This is a genomic window from Ruegeria sp. AF7 (assembly GCF_056541885.1).
In genome coordinates, this window is the sequence record NZ_JBQFYX010000003.1 from 25,576 (window position 1) to 49,351 (window position 23,776).

Sequence of the window (23,776 nt, forward strand, 5' to 3'; positions counted from 1 at the left end):
ATCCTTGTTACTGTGCCTCTTGAGGCAGATCGTCCGTAATGTCGTAATAGTCGCCCTTGTCAGCCACGAAGATGTGCTTTGAGAGCTTTAAACCTGTGGGTGCGTCCAGCGCGCCCATGGAAATCGAAATCGTGTCTTCCTGATTGTGTTGCCAGAAGAGGAACGAGCCACATTTGCTGCAAAATCCGCGCCGGGCGATGTCAGACGCGCAATACCAGCTGAGTGTGTCACTGGCCGAGAAACTCAGGTTGTCCTTATGGGTCGAAGTCGAAGCCCAGACATGGCCCGACTGTCTGCGGCACTGTCCGCAATGGCAGACCGAAGGTGGCGACAGGTCTCCGTCGATCGTGAACGCGACCGAGCCGCAAAGGCAGGATCCCTTGTGCATCTGACTACCCCCTTATTGCGGGTGTGGTGCTGGTTCCCAACAACACACCGTAGATGACAAAACAGGCCGCCATGATCCGGCGCACCCAGATATTGAACACCGCGCCCAGCGCTGCCCTGCCCATCAGGGCGCCCAGCGCCGTAAAGCCGGTGTAGCTAAGTGTGGTGATGACCAGCGCGGTCGGCATGATAACCCCCATCTGCTGCCAGATCGGGACCTCGGGCTGAACGAACTGCGAAAACGCGGCCAGGTATCCGGCAACGCTTTTGGGATTGATCGTGGCCACTGCAAGCGCGTGCAGGTAGACATGTCGCGCAGGACGCTCGGAGGCTGGTGCGGGTTTTGTAGCATTCATCCAGCCGCGAATCCCCAACCAGATCAAAAATCCCGCGCCAATCAACTTGGCGACAAAGAACCCGGTCGGCGATGCAGCGATCAGGGCGGTCACACCCAGCGCAGACAGGATCAGAAAGGCGCTGGCCTGCGTGAGAATAGCCAATACGCCTAGCATTGCCCTTGGAAACGGAAGGCTCATCCCGTTCGAGATGCAATTAACCGCGTTCGGGCCAGGGGTGGTCACGAAGACCACCCAGAACAACGCGAATATGGTCCAGGCCTCGAACGACATCAGTAAACCGGCGGGGCGATGACCCAGATGGCCACAGCGGGCTCATCATAAGGGTTGGCCCATTGATAGGGTTCATGTCGAATTCGAAAGCTGTCACCCGGCCCAACCGTGAACGCGCGCGACCCGATTGTCAGGTCCAGCCTGCCCGAGATCATGTATCCGACTTCCTGTGTCGGGCGATTGGCCGGTGTCTGCATCTGCGAGTTGGGTTTGAAGGTGGAATGTACCATTTCGAAATCATCGGTCAGATCCGGCGAGAGCAGCTCTTCGATCAACCCTTCCTCGCCCGACCCCATGGGGCGGCGCGAGCCGGCACGCACGACATATCCCTGCTCGTCCGCCGGTGCCGCCGAATGCGCAAACAACATCGACATGGGTACGCCAAGGCATTCGGCGATCTGCCTGAGGTCCGAAATCGACGGCTCGGACATGTCACGCTCAACTTGGCTGAGCCAGCCTACAGACCTGTCCAACCGGATCGCGATATCACTCAGCGTCAATCCACGTGCCTTGCGCAGCGCGCGGATATCTGCACCAAGTGTCGCACTTTGCGGGGCCTGGGTGTTCAAGGGTGGCTCCAACTTTCGTGAATATTTCACCTCGTTTTTCACGATGACTCGATTCCGTGAAATTTCAAAGCATTTTTTCACGCAAGCCCGTATTCGGGCGGCTATGCCCTGACGGTTCGGTCAATCAACTGATATGGCAAACATAAATATCGGCGGTTTCTGAGGCGCGCTCCGGCCAAAGCGTATAGCCTGTTTTTTGCAGAACGCGGGCTGAGGCCGGATTGTCGCGCCCAACCCCGGCGATGAGGCGTATGTCAGGCCCAGGCGCCAATGCTTCCCGCAGGCCTTGCAGCATCTCGGAGGCGTAACCATTCCCCCAGGCGGATTCTGCAATCAGATAGCCGATGTGAAGGTTTGGAATTGAATCGGCCTCTGAACTCATGGCCAACACGAATAGGCCAATAAGGTGGTTACCGTGGTTTTGGCGCGCAAGCAGAATATTGCTTTCAGCACGTCTGTCATCAATCCAGCTCGAAATTCCCCGACCCTGCAACTGCATCGACGGCGGCAGGTGTTTCAGGACCTCAGGGGTCAGAAGCGCTGCCAGATCATCTTCAAGCCGACCTCGCAATCGCGGATCGGCGAGTTCAACCTTCCAGTCGCGAACCGAGAGGCGCGAAGTTCGGAAATGGCCTGGGACCATGGTTGTTCCAATACGGTTCGGATTTTTCGGTTTTATCAGGCTCCGAGTGAGATCGAAATGAGGAAATCGGCAGACGCGCCCTGTACCACCGTAATTTCAATCAGACTTGCGCGAAGGTCTTTGACAGGATCGCGGACAGGTTATCCGCGTCTTCGGTTGAGAACGCGTCGGGTTGATTGCTGTCGATGTCGAAAACTGCAATCAATTCGCCCGCTGTGTTCCGGACCGGCAGAACCAGTTCGGACCGGGTGGAGGAGGCGCAGGCGATGTGACCCGGAAACGCATCCACATCCGGCACAAGCTGCACCTGCCCGGTGCGCGCTGCCGCCCCGCATACGCCCCGCGCGAACGGGATGACCAGACAGCCATGGCCACCTTGATACGGGCCAATTTTAAGCAAGCCCGGTTCTGTCACCCGGTAAAACCCGGTCCAGTCGAAACGATCGTCGGAATGGTGGACCTCGCAAGCAACGGTAGCCATCAGGGCAACCTGATCGTTTTCGCCTTCGGTCAATGCTGCAATTGTACTAGCCAGCGCGCTGTAATCGACGGTCATAGGTTCCAAACCCCTTGGAAAACTCGGGGGCGCCGCCCCCGAACCCCCGGAGTATTTCGAAAAAGATGAAGGGTCAAATGCGTTCGATCGCGATAGCTGTTCCTTCACCGCCGCCGATACAGATTGCAGCAACCCCCCGCTTGAGATTTCGTTTCTCGAGCGCGTTCAACAAAGTGACCAGAATACGGGCGCCAGATGCGCCAATAGGATGGCCCAAGGCGCAGGCCCCGCCATTTACGTTTACCCTGTCGCGCGGCAATCCCATTTCGTGCATGAAAGCCATCGGCACAACTGCGAAGGCTTCGTTGACCTCCCACAGGTCGACATCATCCTTGTTCCAACCGATGCGGGACAGAAGCTTTTGCGCCGCCGGAACCGGTGCAGTCGTGAAAAGTCCGGGCGCTTGAGCATGGCTGGCATGTCCCAAAATCCGGGCCCGAACTGTCAGTCCTTGCGCTTCTGCCGCCTCAGCCGATGCCAGAACAAGCGCCGCCGCGCCGTCGGATATTGACGAGGAATTGGCGGCGGTCACTGTCCCGTCCTTGCGGAAAGCCGGTTTCAGCGTCGGAATTTTCTCGGGGCGGGCGGATTTGGGTTGCTCGTCGACGGTCTGTACAACCTCACCCTTTCGCGTGCGCACTGTGACGGGGACGATCTCGCCTTCGAAAGCACCGCTTTCTTGCGCGGACAGTGCGTTGGACAAGGATTTCAAGGCATATTCATCCTGCGCTTCGCGGGTGAACTGATACGCCTCGGCGCAGTCTTCGGCAAAGGTTCCCATCAGGCGGCCCTTGTCATAGGCGTCTTCCAGCCCGTCAAGGAACATGTGGTCGATCACCTGACCATGACCGATGCGCGCACCGCCCCGCATTTTCGGCAGCAGGTAGGGCGCGTTGGTCATGCTCTCCATCCCTCCGGCGACCATTGTTTCCGCATGACCCAATGCGATCTGGTCGAAGGCCATCATCGCCGCCTTCATCCCGGAACCACACATCTTGTTCAGCGTGGTGGCAGGAACTTCCTCGCCCAAGCCCGCCGCGAAACCCGCCTGGCGCGCCGGTGCCTGCCCCTGGCCTGCGGGCAGGACACATCCCATCAACACCTCGTCAACCGTCTGCGCCCCTGCCTGCTTTAACGCGGCACGAATCGCTGCGCCGCCAAGCTCGGATGCTGCGACACCGTCGAACATGCCCTGAAAACCACCCATTGGCGTTCTGGCAGCACCTGCAATAACAACATCTCTCATCCGGATAATCCTCCTGTCGTCCGGCCCTTGAATACCGAATGGTAAGAATTCGCGTCTAGCGTATTTCTACGACTCATTTTCAGATTGGAGGCAGCCGGACCATGGGGCTGACCAGCACATCAGACGGAACGACACAGATTATCACGGTTCACTCTGACCGGATCGACGCTGCGATGGCCATTCAGTTCAAAGAAGACATGCGCGCAGAGACCGAGGCCTGCGCCGATCGGGTTGTCCTGGACCTTTCAGGCGTCGAGTTCATCGATTCAAGCGGACTGGGTGCAATCGTGGCCTCCATGAAACAACTGGGTCTGAACCGAAAACTCGATCTGGCAGGCCCGCAGCCCGTGGTGGAAAAGGTCTTTCGCCTGACGCGCATGGATACCGTCTTCAACTTGTTTGCAACACTGGATGACGCCCTGTCGGAACCAGACAGGTGACAACAGCAGGAGTGCGACAACGTGGAGCCCATTTGTAACGCGACCTGCCTGGAACTGAGCTTTCCCGCAACGGAAACAGAAGCCAGCGCGGGGATTGCGAAACTCAGCGCCGGACTGGCGAAACGAGGGTTGCCGCCGCACAAGGCGGATGACGTCAAGATCGCACTGGCAGAAGCAATCAACAACGTTGTGGAACATGCCTACATGGACGTGGCCCCGGCCGGGGTTCAGGTGACATGCCGGTTGGACAGAAACCGGCTGGACATTCTGATTTCGGACACGGGCCATCCATTGCCTGGCTACGAACCACCAGACGGAACACCAGCGCCGCTGGGAACCCGCATTCAGGATTTGCCCGAAGGCGGGTTCGGCTGGTTCCTGATTCATCAACTTACCAGCGACATTTGTTATGAACGCCGCGACGGGTGCAATCGACTTTCCTTGCGATTTAACTTTGAAAAAAACGGGTAGCCCGCCGAAATTGGCCACAATAACGCCTTTTTCGAAACATTGTCGCGCCGCAAATCGCCGCCATACAGTGACTCGTAGCTCAGATAGCTTCCCTCGGCGCCAATTATCACAGCCCCCACCCAGTGAACGGCGCCGAGGATCTCCTCCCTTGAAATGACTGGACAACCGGCAATCAGAGAATAGCTTTCCCTTGTTTGAAGGAGAAAGAACCCACCATGCGTGATCTGCACAAACCTGGCCGGTCGGAAGTTTTTGCGACGCGGGGGATGTGCGCAACGTCGCACCCGCTGGCCGCCAAGGTGGCAATCGATATTCTTGAGCGCGGCGGTAACGCCATGGACGCCGCGATAGCAGGTGCAGTTCTGCTTGGGATCTGCGAACCGCAGATGACAGGGTTAGGGGGTGATTGTTTCGTTTTGTTCAGCCGTGCGGGCGAACACCGAATACACGCATTGAACGGTTCGGGTCGCGCACCGGCCGCTGCGCGGGCGCAGCCCTTGCGGGACAAAGGCCTGTCGTCTGTACCGTTGAGCGGTCCGGATGCGGTGACTGTTCCCGGTGCCGTGGACGCCTTCTGTCACCTTGCAGAAACCGAAGGGCGATTGGGGCTGGGCGCGATTCTGGAACCCGCAATCCACTATGCCGAGGCTGGCGTTCCGGTGGCCCCTCGGGTTGCTTTTGACTGGAAAACCGGGGCGGCCACATTACAGGGTGCTGCGCGTGACCATTATCTGATCAATGGGCAGATACCGGTGATCGGTCAGATCTTTCGCGCCCCCGGTCAGGCTGAGGTCTTGCGCAGGATCGCCAGTCAGGGACGCGACGCATTTTATTCAGGAGACATTGCCGAGGATATGATCCGGGCCCTGTCTGCACGCGGAGGTGTCCACACCGCCAAAGACTTTCACTGCACCAAGTGCACTGAAACGCAGCCCATTCGTGGAGCCTACAAGGGTGTTGATCTGGTCGAACACCCGCCAAACGGCCAAGGAGCGACCGCGATCCTGTTGCTGAACATTCTAAAGCAATTCGATCTGGCCAGTATGGATCCATTTGGAGCGGAACGGGTTCATATCGAGGCTGAAGCCACCAAGCTGGCTTATGACGCGCGCAACCGGTTCATTGCTGATCCCGATCATGTCGCACGGGCCGAGCGGTTTCTTGATTTGGATGTTGCGGTCCGGCTGGCTGCATTGATTGACCCAAAAGGCGCAATGCCCGCAGCAGCACCTTTGACGGAAGCCATTCACAAGGACACGGTCTATATCACGGTGGTCGATCGCGACCTTATGGCTGTGTCGCTGATCTATTCGATCTTTCATGGCTTTGGATCAGGGATCGCATCCGAGAAATACGGTATCTTGCTTCAGAACAGGGGCGCGGGGTTCACGCTTCAGCCGGGTCACCCCAATGAACTGGCTGGCGGCAAGCGCCCGATGCACACGATCATACCGGGGATGTTGACCGAGAATGACCGTGTCACGATGCCATTCGGCGTCATGGGCGGTGCTTATCAACCGACCGGGCACGCGCGTTTCGTTTCGAACCTTAGGGACTTTGGGCTGGAGCTACAGGAAAGCATCAACGCGCCGCGTGCCTTTTTCGATGGGAATGTCCTGAAGCTGGAGCGGGGCTATTCCGACGAGGTAGCGAAACAATTGTCTGAAATTGGACACAATATTGAAATTCCAGAAACGCCACTTGGAGGAGCGCAAGCAATCCGAATCCGAAAAGACGGTGTTTTGGAAGGTGCCAGCGACCCGCGCAAAGATGGGTGCGCCCTTGGATACTGATCAGCGGCAGTACAATGCCGACCGGTTCGCCAAACCTAGTTCAGGTGGAAATGCAGAGGGTAAGCACCGTCTTCAAACGGGCCGAACATGTTGGAGATATCCGGGTGCTCGACCGGCTCTCCAGAATAGTCTGCAACCAGATTTTGTTCTGAAACATAAGCAACATAGAAGGATTGGTCGTTCTCTGCCAGCAGGTGGTAGAACGGCTGTTCTTTCCGCGGACGGCTGTCTTCCGGAATGGCCTGATACCATTCTTCTGTGTTCGAAAATTCCGGGTCCACGTCAAAAATCACCCCTCGAAAAGGGTGTTTCTTGTGACGGACCACCTGGCCCAATCCGTATTTCGCGCGTGTCTTTAACATTGTTTCGGCCCCCACCGCATTTACTAACGGTTTTTGGCCCGAAATGCCAATCATTGATGTGAAATTCAGGGAAACAGTCTGTGAACCTAATACTGACAGTGTTCGAAATCGTGGCCCCGGTTTTTCTCTTGGCGGCCATTGGCTTTACGTGGGTCAAACTGGGGTTCGAATACCGGCTGCAATTTGTGACACGCTTTGCAACGACGCTGGCAATGCCCAGTCTGATCTTTGTTGCACTCATGCAAACCGACATTCCGGGCGGAGATTTGTCGCGTTTCACGTCGGCAACTCTGGTCGCAAATCTTCTGCTGGCTGGGGTGTTCTGGTTGATTGTTCGCGGATTGAAACTGGATCAGCGCACGTACCTGTCACCGCTGATTTTCGGCAATACCGGCAATCTTGGCCTGCCGCTATGTATCTTTGCGTTCGGGCAGATTGGTTTGGGTTACGCGGTCATCTTTCTGTCTGTAACCGCGCTGTTTTCTTTCACCTATGGGATCTACCTAGTCGCCGGAAAAGGCGCATGGGGACAGGTCTTACGCCAGCCGATGGCTTGGGCGACCATTCTGGGTGCGGTGTTTTTGTGGCAGGGGTGGCAAACTCCGACATTTCTAACCAACACGTTAGAGCTTTTGGGGCAAATGGCTGTTCCGCTGATGTTGGTCACGGTCGGTGTGGCAATCGCCCGCCTGACCTCGCGTAGTCTGGGGCAAGCGCTCTGGCTGTCAGTCCTGAAACTTATCGTCTGCTTTGCGTTGGGCTGGGGGATTGGGGTGTTGTTTGATCTGGACACTGTCGCCTTTGGCGTTCTGGTATTGCAAATTTGTACACCGGTCGCTGTGACCTCATACTTGTTGGCAGAACGATTTGAAGCCGATTCCGATGCCGTTGCCGGCATGGTCATGGTGTCCACCGTACTTTCCGTGGCGGCGTTACCCATAATTCTTGCCATTATTTTATAGCGATTGTGATTTCCTCAGAGCTCAATCTGCGCTAGAATAAACAAAAAAAGGCATGAGGCACATGAGCAGAATTCTTATCGTACTCTTCGGGGTGCTGCTTTTGGCATCCTGTGGCGGCGGGTCAAAACAACCGCCCAGCAAACTGAACGACGCGTGCAGCATTGCGCACGAACGACCGGATTTTATCAAGGCTTTCAAAAGCACCGAGCAGAAATGGGGTGTTCCGGTTCACGTTCAGATGGCCACGATTTATCAGGAAAGCCGATATCGCCACGACGCGCGTACCCCGCACCGTTACGTGCTGGGCGTGATCCCGATGGGGCGGCAAAGCAGCGCCTATGGGTTCAGCCAGGCACTGGACGGCACCTGGGATCAATATCAGCGCGAAACCGGCAAGCGCCGGGCCAAGCGGGATCGCATCCGCGATGCCTCGGACTTCATCGGCTGGTATATGAACAAAAGCTATGAGCGCAACGGCATCCACCCCGGCGACACACGCAATCAATACCTAGCCTATCACGAAGGTCACACGGGGTACGCTCGCGGCACCCACAACAGCAAGTCGTGGTTGTTGAGCGTGGCCAATGACGTGGACGCGCGCGCGCAACTGTATCAGGCACAGTTGGCAAACTGCCGGTATTGACCAGCAAAAAGCGGGTCAGCGGTTGACTGACCCGCGTCTTTCCTTGTTCGAGAAAAGACCCTGATCAAGACCATTGCTTTCGGTCAACGCACCCAAAAGAACGGTGGTCTGGCTGCCGGCGTTGTCATGAATCACCCATTTGCGCAGCTCGACTGGATTATCGGTGAACATCAGTTCAATCCGACCTGCCTCAGGGTTCTTGGGGTCTTGCGCGGTGACCACTGTGGCCGTGCCGTCAAAGCTGTGGCCGACAACCATATTGGCCTGATCAAGATTCACGTTGCGTGCCAGCACAATGGATAGAGGCGTGCGCTTCAGCGGGTATTGCTCGGGCGGCTGGTTCGATTTCGGATCGAAGATCTGAACACTGCCCGAGCGTGCCAGTACCACAGCGCTGTTGGGCGGGTCATATTCGAAACGCATCTTGCCAGGGCGCTGCATCCACAGCTGTCCGGTGCTCAACGAGCCATCATCATTCACCTGCGTGAACGTTGTCTGAACCGTTTTCAATCCGTTCAGATAATTGGAAATCTGTGAAAGCGGCAGTTTTTCCGCCGCCCATGCGGCGGGTGCGGCCAGTGTCAAAGCAAGGGCAAAAGCAATCTGTTTCATGCTGTACAGATAGGCTGTCTGCCCTTGTTATTAAATATCCTATTGCTCGGGGACGAGGATTTCGCGCTTCCCGACATGATTTGCTGACGAAACAACACCTTCGTCTTCCATTTGTTCAACAAGACGCGCCGCCTTGTTGTACCCAATGGCGAGTTTCCGCTGAATGTAAGAGGTCGAGCATTTGCGATCCTTGATCACAATTGCCACCGCCTGATCGTACAGTGCGTCCTCTCCGTTCGTGTTGCCGCCAGTGTTCAGCCCCAGAACGGCGTCAATGTTGTCGACCCTGTCCTCGGCCGGTCCGTCCAGAACACTGCCCACGTAATCGGGGGGGCCGAATTGTTTCAGATGGTTGACGATTTCCTCGACCTCTTCATCCGACACAAACGGTCCGTGGCAGCGGGTAATCTTGGCACCACCGGCCATGTAAAGCATGTCACCCTGCCCCAGCAGCTGTTCGGCACCCATCTCGCCCAGAATGGTACGGCTGTCGACTTTCGAGGTCACCTGGAACGAAATCCGCGTAGGGAAGTTGGCCTTGATCGTGCCGGTGATCACGTCAACGGACGGGCGCTGTGTGGCCATGATCAGGTGAATGCCCGAGGCCCGCGCCATCTGCGCCAGACGCTGGATGCAGGCTTCAATCTCCTTGCCCGCGACCATCATCAGATCGGCCATCTCATCGACGATGACGACGATATAGGGCATCGCTTCGGGCGCGAATTGTTCCGTCTCGAACGTTGGTTCACCGGTTTCATCGTCAAACCCGGTCTGCACCGTGCGGCTGAACAACTCGCCCTTGGCCAGCGCATCTTTCACCCGGCCGTTGTAGCCCGCGATGTTGCGCACACCCATCTTGGACATCTTGCGATAGCGGTCTTCCATTTCGCCCACGACCCATTTCAGGGCGACAACCGCCTTCTTTGGATCGGTCACAACGGGTGACAGCAGATGCGGGATGCCATCGTAAACCGACAGTTCCAGCATCTTGGGGTCGATCATGATCAGGCGGCATTCATCCGGCGTCAGCTTGTAGAGCAGCGACAGGATCATCGTGTTGATCGCCACCGATTTACCCGAACCCGTGGTCCCGGCAATCAACAGGTGAGGCATCTTGGCCAAGTTCGCCACAACGGATTCACCGCCGATATCTTTGCCCAGCGCCAGCGGCAGCGCCTGATTGCCATCGCCAAAATCGCGGCTGGCCAGGATTTCCCGCAGAACCACCATCTCGCGGTTTTCGTTCGGCAGTTCGATCCCGATCACCGAGCGGCCCGGTAGGGTCGAAACCCGCGCCGACAGCGCCGACATCGAGCGCGCGATATCGTCCGCCAGACCGATCACACGGCTGGCTTTCAGGCCCGGGGCGGGCTCCAGCTCGTACATGGTCACGACCGGGCCGGGGCGTACGCTGACGATCTCACCCTTGACGCCGTAATCGTCCAGAACGTTTTCCAACATCCGTGCGTTTTCTTCCAAGGCCTCATCGCTCAGGTGATGGCGCTGGATACTGGCGGGGTTGGACAACAAGCCCAGAGGCGGAAGTTCGAAGTCAGAGTGCCGTTCCTCGAAGGACAATGCTGGTTGCGCTTCGGCCTGCGCACGACGAGACGGCAACGGTGTCCGGCGCACGGGCTGCGCCACCACAGGCTTGCGCGGTTCAGCCACGGGGATCTTCATCGCCTGACGCGGTTGCGGCGCGGCGTCGGTGACATCCTCGAAAACCGACTCATCATCGATATCCAACTCGGACGCGTAGTCGTACTGTTCTGTCCCGGCCTCATAACCCATCAAAGCAGGCTCTTGCGCCTCTGGAGTGTCACCAGCGGACACCTGCGGCTCGGGGCGCAGACCATACGCCGTCATCGGCGGTTCGGGTGGCAGTTCGGACGAGGGATGCTGGTTCAGGATCAGTGGATCGGGACGGCGTCCACGACCCTTGGTCAGCGGCAGGTCGGGATCCGGCTCGGGTGTCATTTCGCCCACGGCAACCTTGCGATTTCGCACGGCGGCCGAGATTTTGGAGCGGATGCGATCTTCGCCGGGCATGTCGTCAAAGCCCGCGATCGGTTCAGGATCCACCAACTCAGGCTCGGGCATTGGATCGGGGCGCCGGATAAGTGACGGCATTCGCGCCAACAGGCCTGATTTGACCGGAGGTTCAGGGCGCCCCAATTCAGGTTCTTCAAAAACAGGATCGGCATACACCAGTTCGTCGTCAAACATCGCCTCAGCCGCTTCAGCGCGGGCAAGCTTGCGTTCTTCCCACTGCGCCCGGCGATCCCGCGCCGCTTGCGCGGCCGAGGCCGCACCACGCCCCATCAGCGTCATCAGCATGTCATAAGACATCACAAGGCCCAGGATGAAGGCGCGGAAGCCGCGTTTCACGTCAGCCTTGGTGAAGCCCAGCACAAAAACACCCAGCGTGGTCATGCCGACGGCCATGGCCAGCGACATCATTTTGACCAGAAAATGCGAAGAGATCGGCACCAGCGTCAGCAACGCGCCCATGACCGTGTCGCCGAACAAACCGCCCAAACCGTAGCTATGCGTTGCACGCCACTCGGCACCGGGAACAAGGGTTGCGGCATAGACCGAGGCTACAGCGATCCAGATCGGGGCAAAGATCAGGCGGGCAATGGCCCGGTCTTCACCGAAATGGCCCGCAAAACGCAGACCCCATCCGACCAGAACAAGCGCGATGCCCCAGCTTCCCCAGCCCACGATCATGAACAAGGGGGCTGCAATAGACGCGCCGACCCGTCCCATCCAGTTTTGCACCGGCGCGTCGGTCGAAACCATCCAATTAGGATCATCGGGCGTATAGGACCAGATCATCGCAGCCGCGGCCAAGCCCAACAGGATCAGCGCGATACCGATCAGTTCCTTACTGCGTCGCTCCAGGGCTGCCTGTGTTGTGCTGTCCAGCAATGGGTCGCGGTTTCGCGCGTTATATGATGCCATTTTGCCCTCGTACCTCACGTATAGATGCAGTCGCGGAGTGTGATCAAACCGCGCTGCAACTCTGTTTTTGGGGCTACCAATGCAACCCGGATAAAGCCTTCGCCCGGGTTATTTCCCGGATCACCTTGTGAAAGATATGCGCCCGGAAGAACCCGAACCCCGGTTTCCTTCCAAACCTTCAATGCCGCGTCCTCGCCATTCTCGACCGGTAACCACAAAAAGAACCCGGCCTCGGGCGACATGTAGCCCTGCACGCCCGCAAACACCTTATCCGCTATGGCGTATTTCTCCTGATAGAGCGCGCGGTTTTGCTCGACATGTGTCTCATCCGCCCAGACACGGGCCGCAGCAGCCTGCAAAGGCAAAGGCAGTGGGGATCCGGCATAGGTGCGCAGTTTTTTCACCTGGCTGATGGACTTTGGTCCACCGGCAATCAGGCCCGAGCGCAAACCAGCTAGGTTCGAGCGTTTTGACAGGGAGTTAAACAGCGTGATCCGTTCGGGATCAGCCCCTAGTTCCTGCGCGACAGTCAGAACCCCCGTCGGGGCTTGGTCACGGTAAATCTCGGAATAGCATTCGTCGGCGAAGATGCGGAAATCATAAGCCTCGGCCAGACGGATCAGGTCAGCCCAGTAGTCGCGCGATGCAACCGCGCCCTGCGGGTTGGCCGGGGAACAAATATAAGCCACCGCTGTTTGGTTCAGCACATCTTCGGGCAGGCCGGAATAATCCGGCAGATGACCAGTCGCGGCAGTTGCAGGGACAAAATAGGGTTGCGTACCCACCGAAATCGACGCGACCATGTAGACCTGATAAAACGGGTTCGGGCACAGGATGATCGGTTGTTTGCCGTTCTTCTGTTCCGGGCACAGCGCCATGGCCGCATTATACAGCCCCTCACGTGTGCCGTTCAGCGCCATGACGTTGACGTCAGGGTCCATTTCGACCCCGTAACGCCGCTTGATCCAGCCCGTGATTGCGCCGCGCAGGTCTTCCGAGCCTTCGTTCGGCGGATAGCCCTGAAACCCGGCAGCATTTTCCATGATGACATCCGTCACCCAAGCCGGAAAATCATGCGTCGGCGCGCCAATCGTCATATGAACGACGTCACCGCCCGGTTGATGGTGATCCAACAGGGCGCGCAAACGCGGGAATGCATATTCCGGTAGGTTCGAAAACCGCTCGGGAAAATCCATGTTACTGCCTCAATATCGGGGTCGTTTGCGCCCCGTTTTTTTGGCAGATTACAGTCCGCATACCTCTTCGTCCAGACAAAGAGGTTCCGAATCAGTGGATTGTGGCATTCAGGCCAATGCCGATTCTGCCGCTGACCCCAACCGCAACAGGGCCTCTTCCGAGTTCGGATACCCCATCATCATCAGCCCGCAACTGGGCGTTCCGGTGGGCAGAGTCAGCGCTGCAAGCCCCATCAGGTTGCCGATCCGCGTATTGCGAAGGGCCAGCAGGTTTTCTGTCACGTAATAGTCGTGATCGGTCATCAACCGGTCCAGATTGGGTGGCAGATTGGGAACGGTTGGCGCAAGAACGGCATCGAACCCGGCGGTGGCGGTATCCCATGCCGCGCGACAGGCTTCCAGCTTCGACCACGCAGCGACGTAGTCCGGACCGGATACGTCTTTTCCAGCCCGGAACCGTTCCAGTATCGGAGGATACATTACATCAGGATTCGCTTCGATCACATCTCGCCACAGTCCGTACGATTCGGTGGGATCGACAACACTAGACAGGGACATTGCGTTGTGAAGTTCGGGAACCTCAAGAGGTATAACCTTTGCGCCTGCGTCTCGAAGTCGTTCCAAACCAACCTCATAAGCGACTCGCGGTACATCGCGCAAATCGTCTTTAACCACGTTTTGCAAATCTGCAAAACGGCGGCCTTTCAAGTTTGCACCTCGCAGATCGGCAGGCGTTCCGCCCTCAAGCAAAGCCAGCATATGTGCTGCGTCTTCAACTGAGCGCGCCAAAGGGCCCACCGTGTCAAACCGAAGGCGCAGAGGTACAACCCCTTCCAAACTTATCCGCCCGGCGGTGGTTTTTAGTCCAACCAAATTGTTCCAAGCCGATGGGATGCGTACTGACCCAGCAGTATCGGACCCGATACCCCCAGCTGCCAAACCCCACGCAACCGAAGCCGCCGCGCCTGAAGATGAACCGCCAGGCACGGCGTCCTCATCGTCAATGCAAGGCGGCGTACCAGTGATCGGGTTCAATCCAAGGCCGGAAAAGGCCAGCTCGCTCATATGCGTCTTACCCAGACAGACCGTTCCCATCTGGGTTGCGTTGCGTACCACAAGCGCATCCGCATCCGGCACACGGTCTTTCAAAAGCGCCGACCCGGCCTCGGTCGCGGTGCCGGCAGTGTCGAACAGGTCTTTCCAGCTGATCGGAACCCCATCCAGCAACGATCGCCGCAATCCCATTTTCGCACGTTGCTGCGCGGCTTCGGCCTCGGCGCGGGCGCGATCATGGGTGACGCGGGCATAGATACGGTCGCGGTGCGGATGGGCGTCTATTGCGGACAGGTAGGTTTCCGTCAATTCAACCGGATCGATCTGGCCCATCCCAATGCCACGGCCCAAATCACACGCCGTCATGGTCAACCAATCCTGCATCCCGCCCCTCCTGCTTTTTGGCTTGAAAGAACGGTAGCGACAGGACTGCACATGGACAATCCCGAAAGGGCGCGCATATTGCAGGGCATGACACAGGCATCTGACATTCTGATCGTGGGCGGCGGGTTGAACGGCCCGGCTTTGGCATTGGCTCTGGCACAAACCGGACATTCGGTCACAGTGATTGATGCGCTGGATGAGAAGGTCCGCAAGAATGCGGCGTTCGACGGGAGAGCCTATGCGCTGGCCTTGGCATCACAGCGCTTGTTGGCTGCCATCGGCGTCTGGGACCGTATTGCGGAACACGCCCAACCGATGCTGGAAATCAAGGTCACGGACGGTCACGCAGGTACAGGCCCGTCACCGTTTTTCATGCATTTCGACCATGCCGAAATAGAAGAAGGTCCGATGGGGTATATGGTCGAAGACCGTCACCTGCGCCGCGCCTTTCTGGACGCTATGGCCGAAGAGCCCCGCATCACTCAGCTGAGTGGCAAGACTGTTGTGTCGCAACAAGCCGACACCACTGGAGTGACCGTGACGCTGGACGATGGTTCGACGATGAACAGCAGACTGCTGATCGGGTGTGACGGTCGCCGCAGCGGCACCGCGCACCGCGCAGGTATCAAGCGCACCGGTTGGGATTATGGCCAGACCGCACTTGTCTGCGCCATTGAACACGAGTTGCCGCATCACGGCATTGCCCATCAGTTCTTTATGCCACCGGGCCCCTTGGCGATTCTGCCGCTGACCGGCAATCGCAGTTCCATTGTATGGAGCGAACGCACCGAGGCCGCGCAGCAGATCAACGCCCTGCCCAAGGATGAGTATCTGCAAGTGCTACGCCCGCGGTTTGGCGATTTCCTCGGTGACATCCGCCTGGCCGGAGATCGTTTCACCTATCCTTTGAACCTGACCATCGCCAATTCGTTTATCGCTGATCGTCTGGCACTGGTCGGGGATGCTGCTCACGGGATGCACCCGATTGCCGGTCAGGGCCTGAACGCCGGTTTGCGTGACGTCGGCGCGTTGGCAGAGGTTCTGACCTTGGCAGGACGGCGCGGCGAAGACATCGGATCGCTTATGGTGCTGGAACGCTACCAGGAATGGCGCAGGTTCGACACCGCTGCTCTTGCGATGGCAACGGATGTCTTCAACAAACTGTTCTCAAACGACAACCCGTTGCTGCGCATTGGGCGCGACGTTGGTATGGGAATTGTCGGCGCACTGCCGGGGTTGCGGCGCGGTTTCGTCCGCGAAGCAGCGGGTTTGACCGGGGATTTGCCCAAGCTGTTGCAAGGGCAGCCAATTTAGTCCAGCTGCCGTGCCTCGTCGACCAGCATGACCGGAATGCCGTTGCGGATGGGAAAAGCCAGCCCAGCGGCCTGTGACACAAGCTCCTGCCTTTCGGCGTCATAGCGCAGGGTCGTTTGCGTCTGCGGGCAGACCAGAGCTTCGAGCATACGGCGATCAAAGGCGTGTTCAGGGTCAGTCATTGCAGTTTTTCCTCATTCGATCCGCCTCGCATTGCGAATTCTATCAATGTCATCAGCGTCTCGCGCCGTGTGCGTAGGCAAGGGGCCTCTAAGAGGGCCTGTTTATCTTCCGGGTCAAAGTCCAACAGCATGGACAGTGAGTTTACCAGCAATTCATCCTCGGCATCTTTCAGCGAATCCCAGTCAGTGGACAATTGCCGTGACGAAAAGAAACGTTCCAGCAAAGCCAGGAACTTGGTGCGATTGAACCTGTCGTCGTGTTCGGCCTTGCCAAGATCCCTGTCAAAGCCGTCCCACGAAACTTCGCATCGCCGGTATGGCGTGAAAGCGTCCAACTCTGAAACCACGCGGAACCGGGACACACCGGTCAGCGTGATCAGATAACGGCCATCTTCCGTTTCGGAAAACTGGGTCACACGCCCGACGCATCCGATGCGGTGCAGTTTGTTCTCATCATGGGCCGAAGGATTTGGCTGGACCATCGCAATCAGCCGTTCCTTGGTCTTGAGCGCATCGTCCAGCATCTGCAAATAGCGCGGCTCGAAGATGTGAAGCGGCAAGCGCGAGCGGGGCAACAACAGCGCCCCGGGCAAGGGGAACACGGATACGGTGTCCGGCAGATCGGCGGGATGCATCATGTCCCAATTCTAGCTCTGATCAGAAATTAGGCAAATATCATCGAGCTGAGTTTGCGGCGACCGTTCAGAACGATCGGGTCATTGGGCTTGAGCGCGTCAAAGATCGTGAAAAGCTGGGTCTTGGCGGCCCCGTCATCCCACTCACGATCCCGGCGGAACAATTCCAGCAATTGCGCCACGGCTTCTTCCACTTCGCCGTTCGCATGCAATGCCTGTGCCAGGTCAAACCGGGCCTGAAGATTTTCGGGGTCTGCATCAACGGCCGCTGTCAGATCAGCCACCGGACCCGCATCAGCCGCTTGCTTGGCCAGCTGCAATTGCGCATGCGCAGCCTCGACCTCGGCCGAGTTGGATATTTCAGCCGGTGCACCGTTCAGGATGGCCTCGGCATGCTCCAGATCGCCAGTGGCGATATGTGCCCGCACCAGCCCGCCATATGCTGCCGCGTGGTTCGGGTCTTCGCCAAGAACGGCGGCAAAAGTCTGCGCGGCATCTGCCGCTGCGCCTTCGCTCAGCATTTCTTCGGCGGCAATTACCGCGTCATCCAATTGACCACCGGGGCTTTCCCCACCTGACGCCTCGATCACGCGGTCTACGAAAGCCTTGATCTCGGACCCCGGCAGCGCGCCCTGAAAACCGTCCACGGGTTGCCCTTTAAAAAACGCGTAGACCGTTGGAATCGACTGGATGCGCATTTGCGAGGCGATCATCTGTGCCTCGTCCACGTTGATCTTGACCATCTTCACCGCGCCTTTGGCGGCGGTAACAGCGTCTTCCAGCATCGGGCCCAGCGTCTTGCACGGGCCGCACCAAGGTGCCCAGAAGTCAACGATAACAGGCGTTTCCTGCGAAGCTTCGACCACATCGACCATGAAAGTGGCCTCGGTCCCGTCCTTGATCAGATCGGTGGCTGGGGCGGCTGCGCCGTTCAGGATGTCCATGGCAATCACTCTTTCGTTCGAACTTGCGCTCTATATGCAATCGCTTGTCGCAGAAACCAAGGGCAGAGTTTCAGTTCAGATGTCGAAAGTCGCAAAGACCGGCGCATGATCGCTGGGCTTCTCCCACCCACGCGCATCCCGCAGAATGCGACTGGAATGACCCGCATTCGAAATATCGGGCGTGGCCCAGACATGATCCAGCCGCCGCCCCTTGTCTGCCGCATCCCAGTCGCGGGCCCGGTAGGACCACCAGCTGAAAAGCTGCCCTTCGGGAATATCCTGCCGGGTGATATCGACCCAACCACCCGCGTCCTGGGTCTCGGCCAGATGTTCCACTTCAATCGGAGTGTGCGAGACGATCTTGAGCAATTGTTTGTGCGACCAGACGTCATCTTCTCGCGGAGCAATGTTCAGATCGCCGACGAGGATGGATTTTTCCGGCTTTTCTGCGTGGAACCAATCGCGCATGCCCGTGAGATAGTCGAGCTTTTGGCCAAATTTCTCATTCACTTCACGATCTGGCACATCACCGCCAGCGGGAACATAGAAGTTGTGGATCGTGACACCATTCTCCATCCGTCCGGCTATGTGGCGTGCGTGGCCGAGATCTGCGAAATCCATGTCGCCCACCTCCTCTATCGGCAGGCGGGACAGGATGGCGACGCCATTATATCCTTTCTGGCCACGGGCAATCATGTGGGTATAGCCCAGCTCCGCGAACCCTTCGGTCGGAATCTTTTCAACCGGAGACTTGCATTCCTGCAAACACAGAACATCCGGTGCCTCTTCTTCCAACAGTTTCAGCACGATAGGTTCGCGCAGTCGGACCGAGTTGATGTTCCAGGTGGCAAGTGTGAAGGGCATGGCGAGGATTCCTCTGTCGCGATTTGGCGAAGGTTAACGCGGTGGGGGGTGGGGTGCCATCAGAAAAAAAAGCTAGGACGGGTGGCTTTCATTTTGGGGGGCATCATCGCAAATCTCGTACCAGTCCGGTTTCTCCGAAACAAATTCGTGAAACTGAACTTTCTGCTCTAACCCGGTATCCAGTGCATTTGCTGCGATTGGAAAACTGTCTGCTTCTGAAATGATTTCGCCCAAAGATGTCCCACAATTCCCGCAGAAACACCTGCCGTATTTGTAAGGCGGATCAGGCTGGTGCAGCGTTACGTTTTCCCTTCCCCGAACCCACACCAAGTCTTCTTTGTTGACAAATACGACTGTGCTGGCCCCGGCTTTTCTGCATCTTGAGCAATGGCAGGTTCCCATCACGGATGGTTGAGACTTCAGGTTAAACTTCACCGCCCCGCACAAACAGCTTCCTTCGATCATCACGCGCTCCTCCAACCTTTCGCAAGAATTAGAACATTACAGGAACAAAATGGATTTCGCAACGCCTGTGACGGTATAGGCGGCGCATGATCTCGCCCTTCAGAAAAGAAAAAAGCCGGGCCATTCGGCCCGGCAGTCCAACAGGGAGGTGCATGTCATAACCCGGACATGCGCGGGTTGGGAGTAACCTAATTATGAGTACAGGGTATCACTTTGATCCAAGTCAATCCACACCCAGTTAAGACACCAGCCTATATCCACCGGATTCTGTGACCAAAAGGCGCGCATTTGACGGATCGGGCTCAATCTTCTGTCGCAGGCGGTAGATGTGGGTTTCCAGCGTATGCGTTGTAACACCTGCATTATATCCCCAAACTTCGTGAAGCAGCACGTCCCGCGCCACCACGCCGTCGGTCGAGCGGTACAGGAATTTGAGGATGTTGGTTTCCTTCTCGGTCAGGCGGATTTTTCTGTCCTCTTCCGTGATCAGCATCTTCATCGCCGGTTTGAACGTATAGGGACCAAGTACAAATACAGCGTCCTCGGATTGTTCGTGCTGGCGAAGCTGTGCACGGATACGTGCCAGAAGCACCGGGAATTTGAATGGTTTAGAAACATAGTCATTCGCGCCAGCATCCAGGCCCAGGATCGTATCGGCATCGCTGTCATGACCGGTCAGCATCAGGATCGGGCTTTTGACACCCTGTTTGCGCATGAGGCGGCACAGTTCGCGCCCGTCGGTATCCGGCAGACCCACATCAAGAATGACCAGGTCATAGATCGCTTCGCGCGCGCGCTCCATGGCAGAGTGACCGTCTGACGCCTCGAACACGTCAAAGTCTTCGGTCATGACAAGTTGCTCGCTGAGCGCCTCGCGCAGGTCCTCGTCATCGTCCACCAGCAGGATTTTCTTGAGTTGAGCCATTTCCCGGTCCTCCAAACGCTTTTCCATCACTTGCGCGTGGAATATGCAATCAACAAGATTTGCTGCAACCGTTTCACGCCTTCGTGTCAGAGTTCGCGGAAATGTTTCACATTTCCTTTCGAAAGGGCTAGGAGAAAGATTGAGCGTTATAGGGTAACATTGATGAGTCTCATCCCCGATATCACGGAACTTCTCGCCCGGGCGCGGGCTGATCTGCGCATGGGCGTTCCGGTTGCGCTGACCGATGACAGTGGCTTCAGCGTGCTTGCGGTTTCTGCGGAAACGCTCAGCCCACAGCGTCTGGCCGACCTGAAAAAACTAGGGAATCCGGTGGTGGCCATAACTGGGCGACGTGCTGAAACCCTGAAAGCGCGGGCGTACGACGGGGATCTGGCGCGGGTTTCGATCCCGGCGGATGCAGATATCGCATGGGTACAGGCGGTTGCTGATCCTTCCGACGATCTGAACGCGCCCATGAAGGGCCCGTTGATGACCGAGCGGCACGGCAATGCCAATCTGCACCGTATCGCAATTGCATTGGCCAAATCCGCGCGCATCCTTCCCGCTGTGGTCGTGGTACCTGTCGAGGACGGCAGGGAATTTGCGGCGTCCCACGGTCTGACATGCATTGATCACACGCGCGCCACGCCTCATCTGGCGGATCGCAGCACTTTGCACGAAGTCGTCGCGGCCCGCCTTCCGATGGAGGTGTCCGAAGCCGGTCGGTTACACGTGTTCCGCCCGGAAGACGGCGGTGAAGAACACTACGCCGTCGAGATCGGACGTCCGGACCGCGATAAGCCTGTGCTGGCCCGATTGCATTCTGCCTGTTTCACCGGCGATCTGATGGGAAGCCTGAAATGTGACTGCGGCCCGCAACTGCGCGGCGCCCTGGAGCAGATGGGTGCAGAAGGTGCAGGCGTTCTTTTGTATCTGAATCAGGAAGGGCGCGGTATAGGTCTGGCCAACAAGATGCGCGCCTATTTCCTTCAGGATCAAGGTTTTGACACCGTTGAGGCGAACCACAGGCTGGGTTTTGAGGACGATGAGCGCGATTTTCGGCTTGGGTCGGATATATTGAAGTCGCTGGGTTTCAACTCTGTCCGCTTGCTGACAAACAACCCGGCCAAGATCGCCATGATGGAGCGAACAGGTATCGCAGTAACCGAGCGTGTCCCTCTGAAAGTTGGCGAAACCTCTCACAACCGGGGATACCTGGCAACCAAGGCCAAGAAGTCAGGCCATCTGCTTTGACCCCAGGCGATCTTGTTCTGACCCCGCGCGGCATCCGGTTTCTTGGCAGGGTGTTCCCCTGTTCCGTAGGCAAGCGCGGGTTGAGCAACGCAAAACGCGAAGGCGATGGGGCGACCCCAACCGGACATCATCGAATCGTCGGCATGCTGTACCGGGCCGACCGAATGGCCGCCCCCAGCAAATGGGCCCGCGCCATTGGCCCACGGGACTTGTGGTCTGACGACGTGTCTGAAAGCAGATACAACCACATGGTCAGCGCACCCTATGCATTCAGCCACGAAAAGCTGCGCCGCGCCGACCCGTTATATGATCTGATTCTGTTGACCGACTGGAATTGGCCAAACGCCGCTCCGGGCAGAGGGTCAGCGATATTTCTGCACCAATGGCGCAGACCCGGCTATCCAACAGAAGGCTGCGTTGCATTTCGTCGGGACCATCTACACTGGATATCACAGCGCATTGCCCCCGGAACACGGTTGATTATTCCCGAGGTTTAATTCGTTCGCCAAAGATAGCTGAGCCAACGCGCACATGTGTCGCGCCAATGGCGATGGCCTGTTCGAAATCGTCACTCATCCCCATAGACAATCCGTCAAGCCCGTTGCGCGTTGCGATTTTTGCCAAGAGCGCAAAGTGCAGAGCAGGCTCTTCATCGACCGGAGGAATGCACATCAATCCACGCACGGGCAGATCCAATGACCTGCACTCGGCTATGAAACCATCCGCGCCCGCAGGAAGGATACCGGCCTTTTGGTCTTCCTCACCGGTGTTGACCTGAATGAACAGCTCCGGACAGGTTCCCATTTCCTGTGCCAAACGTGCCAGTGTCTTGGCCAGTTTGGGTCGATCTACCGAATGGATCGCATCGCACAGTTCCATTGCGTGACGGGCCTTGTTGGTCTGCAACGGGCCAATGAGGTGCAGATCAATACCCTCGAACTGTTCTTTGAACGCGGGCCACTTGCTTGCTGCCTCCTGCACGCGGTTCTCGCCAAAACATCTGTGCCCCTGCTCAAGAACCTCCTGCACCCTGTCATTCGGCTGCACCTTGGACACGGCAATCAGTTTGACGGAACCTGCCGGTCGGTTCGACTTGGCTTCGGCTTTGGCGATACGTGCGGTGACGTCTTGCAACGACATGAGACCCTCATCCTGTTTTGGAGCAGGAAAACACCAAGTCGGCGCAAAAGAAAAGGGCGAGTCCGAAGACCCGCCCTTAAACCTTGCGGTTCAGATCAGCTTAGAAGTTGAACTGAGCACCGAAGTCAGCAACCAGCGTCGAGTCTGCGCAGCTGTCACAGTCGTTGACACCGATACCACCGCGCAGCGATGCACCGCCGCCCAGGTCGTAGATCGCACCAAGAGCAACCTGCTGAGTATCAGCAGACGCATTACCGTCACCGTAGGTGAACAGCAGGGTGGTTGCAGCGCCCAGGTTGTAGGCAGCCGACAGACCCCATGCAGTACCGTCTGTCGAAGCAACTTCAGTTGCGTCGTCAGCAACAAACAGTGTACCCGAGAAGTCGCCCCATTCGCCACCCAGGGTCAGAACGGTCAGGCTCGGATCGCTTTGACCAGCAACGGTCGAGTCGGTCTGACCGTAAGCCAGAGCGGCAGTGATGTTGTTGAAGGTGTAGGTTGCGCTGATATCCCAGCGGTCTGCACCGTTGATGCCGTCTGTGTCGTAGGACGCGCCGAATGCGAAGTCACCAACAGCGTACTGGAAGAACACAGCGTTCGAACCTGCGCCGGTCGACGAGTAACCCAGGAAGCTGTAGTCAACGCCCGAATACTGACCTGCGAACAGTTCCAGACCTACTTCGTTGCCGTAGTAGTTTGCCAGGTTGTCGAAGGCACCTGCGACGTTACCCGCGTCAACACGCAGACCACCGTAGATGACCGAGAAGCGTGCGCCGTTCAGGCCAGCGGTGTTTGCTTCGCCTGTGCTGCTGTCTTCGTCAGCTTGCAGACGAACACGGCCTTCAAAGCGAACGCCACCATCGGTTTCGGTGCTGCCGTCGATGTTCAGACGGAAACGCGATACCAGAATGGTGTCGTCTACGTTAGGTGCAGTCGAACGATCTTCACGGTAGCCAATACCAAAACGGCCATAACCGCTGAAGTTAACTTCAGCTGCTGCAACGCCTGCGGTCGCGATCAGCGCCGTAGTTGCGAAGAGAACTTTTTTCATCTTGTTTCCCTCGGTTTCAAAAGAGTTATCTACTCGACACATGCCTCGGCATATGTCTCAGCACGGACACCGTTTCGCTCTTTTTGCCCCCT

General features: G+C 57.5%; 27 protein-coding genes. 8 read left to right on the forward strand and 19 right to left on the reverse strand.

What is annotated here, in order from left to right; translation table 11 throughout:
• Positions 1-7: 7 nt before the first annotated feature.
• From ACR0AP_RS08485 to ACR0AP_RS08510, 6 genes are all read right to left on the reverse strand, one after another.
• Positions 8-388: a GFA family protein gene (locus ACR0AP_RS08485; RefSeq protein ID WP_480506403.1), complete on the reverse strand. Its 381-nt coding sequence runs from the start codon at positions 386-388 to the stop codon at positions 8-10.
• Between the two features lie 4 nt (positions 389-392).
• Positions 393-1,016, reverse strand: coding sequence for a LysE family translocator (locus tag ACR0AP_RS08490; protein WP_480506404.1), 624 nt, complete (start codon positions 1,014-1,016; stop codon positions 393-395).
• Positions 1,016-1,585: a helix-turn-helix domain-containing protein gene (locus ACR0AP_RS08495; RefSeq protein ID WP_480506405.1), complete on the reverse strand. Its 570-nt coding sequence runs from the start codon at positions 1,583-1,585 to the stop codon at positions 1,016-1,018. Before ACR0AP_RS08495 ends, ACR0AP_RS08490 begins: the two co-directional genes overlap by 1 nt.
• Positions 1,586-1,709: 124 nt before the next feature.
• Entirely contained in the window at positions 1,710-2,228 is a 519-nt protein-coding gene (locus ACR0AP_RS08500; protein WP_480506406.1) for a GNAT family N-acetyltransferase, read from the reverse strand.
• 100 nt (positions 2,229-2,328) lie between these two features.
• On the reverse strand, positions 2,329-2,784 hold the full coding sequence (locus tag ACR0AP_RS08505; protein WP_480506407.1) for a GAF domain-containing protein: 456 nt from the start codon (positions 2,782-2,784) through the stop codon (positions 2,329-2,331).
• A 73-nt stretch (positions 2,785-2,857) separates the two neighbouring features.
• Positions 2,858-4,030 carry a thiolase family protein gene (locus ACR0AP_RS08510; RefSeq protein ID WP_480506408.1) on the reverse strand — a complete coding sequence of 391 codons (1,173 nt, stop codon included), beginning with the start codon at positions 4,028-4,030 and terminating at the stop codon, positions 2,858-2,860.
• 101 nt (positions 4,031-4,131) lie between these two features.
• Between ACR0AP_RS08510 and ACR0AP_RS08515 the strand changes: the two genes are divergently transcribed.
• The 3 genes from ACR0AP_RS08515 to ACR0AP_RS08525 all read left to right on the forward strand — a co-directional run bounded on the left by ACR0AP_RS08515 (position 4,132) and on the right by ACR0AP_RS08525 (position 6,734).
• A complete protein-coding gene (locus tag ACR0AP_RS08515; RefSeq protein ID WP_209504963.1) occupies positions 4,132-4,470 on the forward strand; it encodes an STAS domain-containing protein in 339 nt (112 codons plus the stop codon).
• A gap of 21 nt (positions 4,471-4,491) precedes the next feature.
• Positions 4,492-4,941: an ATP-binding protein gene (locus ACR0AP_RS08520; protein ID WP_480506409.1), complete on the forward strand. Its 450-nt coding sequence runs from the start codon at positions 4,492-4,494 to the stop codon at positions 4,939-4,941.
• A 215-nt stretch (positions 4,942-5,156) separates the two neighbouring features.
• Positions 5,157-6,734, forward strand: coding sequence for a gamma-glutamyltransferase family protein (locus ACR0AP_RS08525; protein ID WP_480506410.1), 1,578 nt, complete (start codon positions 5,157-5,159; stop codon positions 6,732-6,734).
• A 35-nt stretch (positions 6,735-6,769) separates the two neighbouring features.
• Here the strand turns inward: ACR0AP_RS08525 and hspQ are convergent, their stop codons facing one another.
• Positions 6,770-7,096 (reverse strand): heat shock protein HspQ, encoded by a 327-nt coding sequence (gene hspQ / locus ACR0AP_RS08530; protein ID WP_209504966.1) that lies wholly within the window; start codon positions 7,094-7,096, stop codon positions 6,770-6,772.
• 80 nt (positions 7,097-7,176) lie between these two features.
• On the opposite strand from hspQ, the gene ACR0AP_RS08535 reads away from it, so the two are divergent.
• Both ACR0AP_RS08535 and ACR0AP_RS08540 read left to right on the forward strand, forming a co-directional pair.
• A complete protein-coding gene (locus ACR0AP_RS08535; protein WP_480506411.1) occupies positions 7,177-8,058 on the forward strand; it encodes an AEC family transporter in 882 nt (293 codons plus the stop codon).
• Between the two features lie 61 nt (positions 8,059-8,119).
• Positions 8,120-8,701 carry a transglycosylase SLT domain-containing protein gene (locus ACR0AP_RS08540; protein ID WP_209504968.1) on the forward strand — a complete coding sequence of 194 codons (582 nt, stop codon included), beginning with the start codon at positions 8,120-8,122 and terminating at the stop codon, positions 8,699-8,701.
• Positions 8,702-8,716: 15 nt separating this feature from the next.
• Here the strand turns inward: ACR0AP_RS08540 and ACR0AP_RS08545 are convergent, their stop codons facing one another.
• From ACR0AP_RS08545 to ACR0AP_RS08560, 4 genes are all read right to left on the reverse strand, one after another.
• Complete coding sequence (locus ACR0AP_RS08545; protein ID WP_209504969.1) at positions 8,717-9,313, reverse strand: LolA family protein; 597 nt, start codon at positions 9,311-9,313, stop codon at positions 8,717-8,719.
• Positions 9,314-9,352: 39 nt separating this feature from the next.
• Positions 9,353-12,277 carry a DNA translocase FtsK gene (locus ACR0AP_RS08550; RefSeq protein WP_480506412.1) on the reverse strand — a complete coding sequence of 975 codons (2,925 nt, stop codon included), beginning with the start codon at positions 12,275-12,277 and terminating at the stop codon, positions 9,353-9,355.
• Positions 12,278-12,291: 14 nt separating this feature from the next.
• The gene (locus tag ACR0AP_RS08555; RefSeq protein WP_480506413.1) at positions 12,292-13,473 is read right to left on the reverse strand and encodes an aminotransferase class I/II-fold pyridoxal phosphate-dependent enzyme; all 1,182 of its coding nucleotides are present in this window, start codon (positions 13,471-13,473) and stop codon (positions 12,292-12,294) included.
• Between the two features lie 108 nt (positions 13,474-13,581).
• Positions 13,582-14,910, reverse strand: a complete 1,329-nt coding sequence (locus ACR0AP_RS08560; protein ID WP_480506414.1) for an amidase — start codon at positions 14,908-14,910, stop codon at positions 13,582-13,584.
• A 51-nt stretch (positions 14,911-14,961) separates the two neighbouring features.
• Between ACR0AP_RS08560 and ACR0AP_RS08565 the strand changes: the two genes are divergently transcribed.
• Entirely contained in the window at positions 14,962-16,224 is a 1,263-nt protein-coding gene (locus ACR0AP_RS08565) for an FAD-dependent monooxygenase (protein WP_480506415.1), read from the forward strand.
• Here ACR0AP_RS08565 and ACR0AP_RS08570 read toward each other — a convergent pair.
• The 6 genes from ACR0AP_RS08570 to ACR0AP_RS08595 form a co-directional block, all read right to left on the reverse strand.
• The gene (locus tag ACR0AP_RS08570) at positions 16,221-16,406 is read right to left on the reverse strand and encodes a Trm112 family protein (protein WP_209504973.1); all 186 of its coding nucleotides are present in this window, start codon (positions 16,404-16,406) and stop codon (positions 16,221-16,223) included. The genes ACR0AP_RS08565 and ACR0AP_RS08570 overlap by 4 nt on opposite strands.
• Positions 16,403-17,044, reverse strand: a complete 642-nt coding sequence (locus tag ACR0AP_RS08575) for an LON peptidase substrate-binding domain-containing protein (protein ID WP_480506416.1) — start codon at positions 17,042-17,044, stop codon at positions 16,403-16,405. Before ACR0AP_RS08575 ends, ACR0AP_RS08570 begins: the two co-directional genes overlap by 4 nt.
• A gap of 26 nt (positions 17,045-17,070) precedes the next feature.
• Complete coding sequence (trxA, locus tag ACR0AP_RS08580; protein ID WP_480506417.1) at positions 17,071-17,985, reverse strand: thioredoxin; 915 nt, start codon at positions 17,983-17,985, stop codon at positions 17,071-17,073.
• A 75-nt stretch (positions 17,986-18,060) separates the two neighbouring features.
• Entirely contained in the window at positions 18,061-18,849 is a 789-nt protein-coding gene (locus ACR0AP_RS08585; RefSeq protein WP_480506418.1) for an exodeoxyribonuclease III, read from the reverse strand.
• A 72-nt stretch (positions 18,850-18,921) separates the two neighbouring features.
• The gene (locus ACR0AP_RS08590) at positions 18,922-19,314 is read right to left on the reverse strand and encodes a GFA family protein (RefSeq protein WP_480506419.1); all 393 of its coding nucleotides are present in this window, start codon (positions 19,312-19,314) and stop codon (positions 18,922-18,924) included.
• A 238-nt stretch (positions 19,315-19,552) separates the two neighbouring features.
• On the reverse strand, positions 19,553-20,239 hold the full coding sequence (locus ACR0AP_RS08595) for a response regulator transcription factor (RefSeq protein ID WP_171724917.1): 687 nt from the start codon (positions 20,237-20,239) through the stop codon (positions 19,553-19,555).
• A gap of 162 nt (positions 20,240-20,401) precedes the next feature.
• Here ACR0AP_RS08595 and ribA point away from each other — a divergent pair, with 162 nt between their 5' ends.
• Together ribA and ACR0AP_RS08605 are read left to right on the forward strand one after the other, a co-directional pair.
• Positions 20,402-21,493, forward strand: a complete 1,092-nt coding sequence (ribA, locus tag ACR0AP_RS08600) for a GTP cyclohydrolase II (RefSeq protein ID WP_480506420.1) — start codon at positions 20,402-20,404, stop codon at positions 21,491-21,493.
• The gene (locus ACR0AP_RS08605) at positions 21,490-21,990 is read left to right on the forward strand and encodes a L,D-transpeptidase family protein (RefSeq protein WP_480506421.1); all 501 of its coding nucleotides are present in this window, start codon (positions 21,490-21,492) and stop codon (positions 21,988-21,990) included. Before ribA ends, ACR0AP_RS08605 begins: the two co-directional genes overlap by 4 nt.
• Here the strand turns inward: ACR0AP_RS08605 and ACR0AP_RS08610 are convergent.
• Both ACR0AP_RS08610 and ACR0AP_RS08615 read right to left on the reverse strand, forming a co-directional pair.
• Positions 21,974-22,633, reverse strand: coding sequence for a YggS family pyridoxal phosphate-dependent enzyme (locus ACR0AP_RS08610; RefSeq protein ID WP_480506422.1), 660 nt, complete (start codon positions 22,631-22,633; stop codon positions 21,974-21,976). The two genes, ACR0AP_RS08605 and ACR0AP_RS08610, sit on opposite strands and share 17 nt — an antisense overlap.
• Positions 22,634-22,733: 100 nt before the next feature.
• Positions 22,734-23,684, reverse strand: coding sequence for a porin (locus tag ACR0AP_RS08615; RefSeq protein ID WP_480506423.1), 951 nt, complete (start codon positions 23,682-23,684; stop codon positions 22,734-22,736).
• Positions 23,685-23,776 lie beyond the last annotated feature (92 nt).

Coding starts and splice junctions, on each gene's coding strand:
- ACR0AP_RS08525 (WP_480506410.1), top strand. CDS start 5,157: ATGCGTGATCTGCACAAACCTGGCCGGTCGGAAGTTTTTGCGACGCGG.
- trxA (WP_480506417.1), bottom strand. CDS start 17,985: ATGGACATCCTGAACGGCGCAGCCGCCCCAGCCACCGATCTGATCAAG.
- ACR0AP_RS08490 (WP_480506404.1), bottom strand. CDS start 1,016: ATGTCGTTCGAGGCCTGGACCATATTCGCGTTGTTCTGGGTGGTCTTC.
- ACR0AP_RS08515 (WP_209504963.1), top strand. CDS start 4,132: ATGGGGCTGACCAGCACATCAGACGGAACGACACAGATTATCACGGTT.
- ACR0AP_RS08610 (WP_480506422.1), bottom strand. CDS start 22,633: ATGTCGTTGCAAGACGTCACCGCACGTATCGCCAAAGCCGAAGCCAAG.
- ACR0AP_RS08565 (WP_480506415.1), top strand. CDS start 14,962: ATGGACAATCCCGAAAGGGCGCGCATATTGCAGGGCATGACACAGGCA.
- ACR0AP_RS08545 (WP_209504969.1), bottom strand. CDS start 9,313: ATGAAACAGATTGCTTTTGCCCTTGCTTTGACACTGGCCGCACCCGCC.
- ACR0AP_RS08555 (WP_480506413.1), bottom strand. CDS start 13,473: ATGGATTTTCCCGAGCGGTTTTCGAACCTACCGGAATATGCATTCCCG.
- ACR0AP_RS08510 (WP_480506408.1), bottom strand. CDS start 4,030: ATGAGAGATGTTGTTATTGCAGGTGCTGCCAGAACGCCAATGGGTGGT.
- ribA (WP_480506420.1), top strand. CDS start 20,402: ATGAGTCTCATCCCCGATATCACGGAACTTCTCGCCCGGGCGCGGGCT.
- ACR0AP_RS08485 (WP_480506403.1), bottom strand. CDS start 388: ATGCACAAGGGATCCTGCCTTTGCGGCTCGGTCGCGTTCACGATCGAC.
- ACR0AP_RS08540 (WP_209504968.1), top strand. CDS start 8,120: ATGAGCAGAATTCTTATCGTACTCTTCGGGGTGCTGCTTTTGGCATCC.
- ACR0AP_RS08590 (WP_480506419.1), bottom strand. CDS start 19,314: ATGATCGAAGGAAGCTGTTTGTGCGGGGCGGTGAAGTTTAACCTGAAG.
- ACR0AP_RS08550 (WP_480506412.1), bottom strand. CDS start 12,277: ATGGCATCATATAACGCGCGAAACCGCGACCCATTGCTGGACAGCACA.
- ACR0AP_RS08570 (WP_209504973.1), bottom strand. CDS start 16,406: ATGACTGACCCTGAACACGCCTTTGATCGCCGTATGCTCGAAGCTCTG.
- ACR0AP_RS08505 (WP_480506407.1), bottom strand. CDS start 2,784: ATGACCGTCGATTACAGCGCGCTGGCTAGTACAATTGCAGCATTGACC.
- ACR0AP_RS08585 (WP_480506418.1), bottom strand. CDS start 18,849: ATGCCCTTCACACTTGCCACCTGGAACATCAACTCGGTCCGACTGCGC.
- hspQ (WP_209504966.1), bottom strand. CDS start 7,096: ATGTTAAAGACACGCGCGAAATACGGATTGGGCCAGGTGGTCCGTCAC.
- ACR0AP_RS08595 (WP_171724917.1), bottom strand. CDS start 20,239: ATGGCTCAACTCAAGAAAATCCTGCTGGTGGACGATGACGAGGACCTG.
- ACR0AP_RS08615 (WP_480506423.1), bottom strand. CDS start 23,684: ATGAAAAAAGTTCTCTTCGCAACTACGGCGCTGATCGCGACCGCAGGC.
- ACR0AP_RS08560 (WP_480506414.1), bottom strand. CDS start 14,910: ATGCAGGATTGGTTGACCATGACGGCGTGTGATTTGGGCCGTGGCATT.
- ACR0AP_RS08575 (WP_480506416.1), bottom strand. CDS start 17,044: ATGATGCATCCCGCCGATCTGCCGGACACCGTATCCGTGTTCCCCTTG.
- ACR0AP_RS08500 (WP_480506406.1), bottom strand. CDS start 2,228: ATGGTCCCAGGCCATTTCCGAACTTCGCGCCTCTCGGTTCGCGACTGG.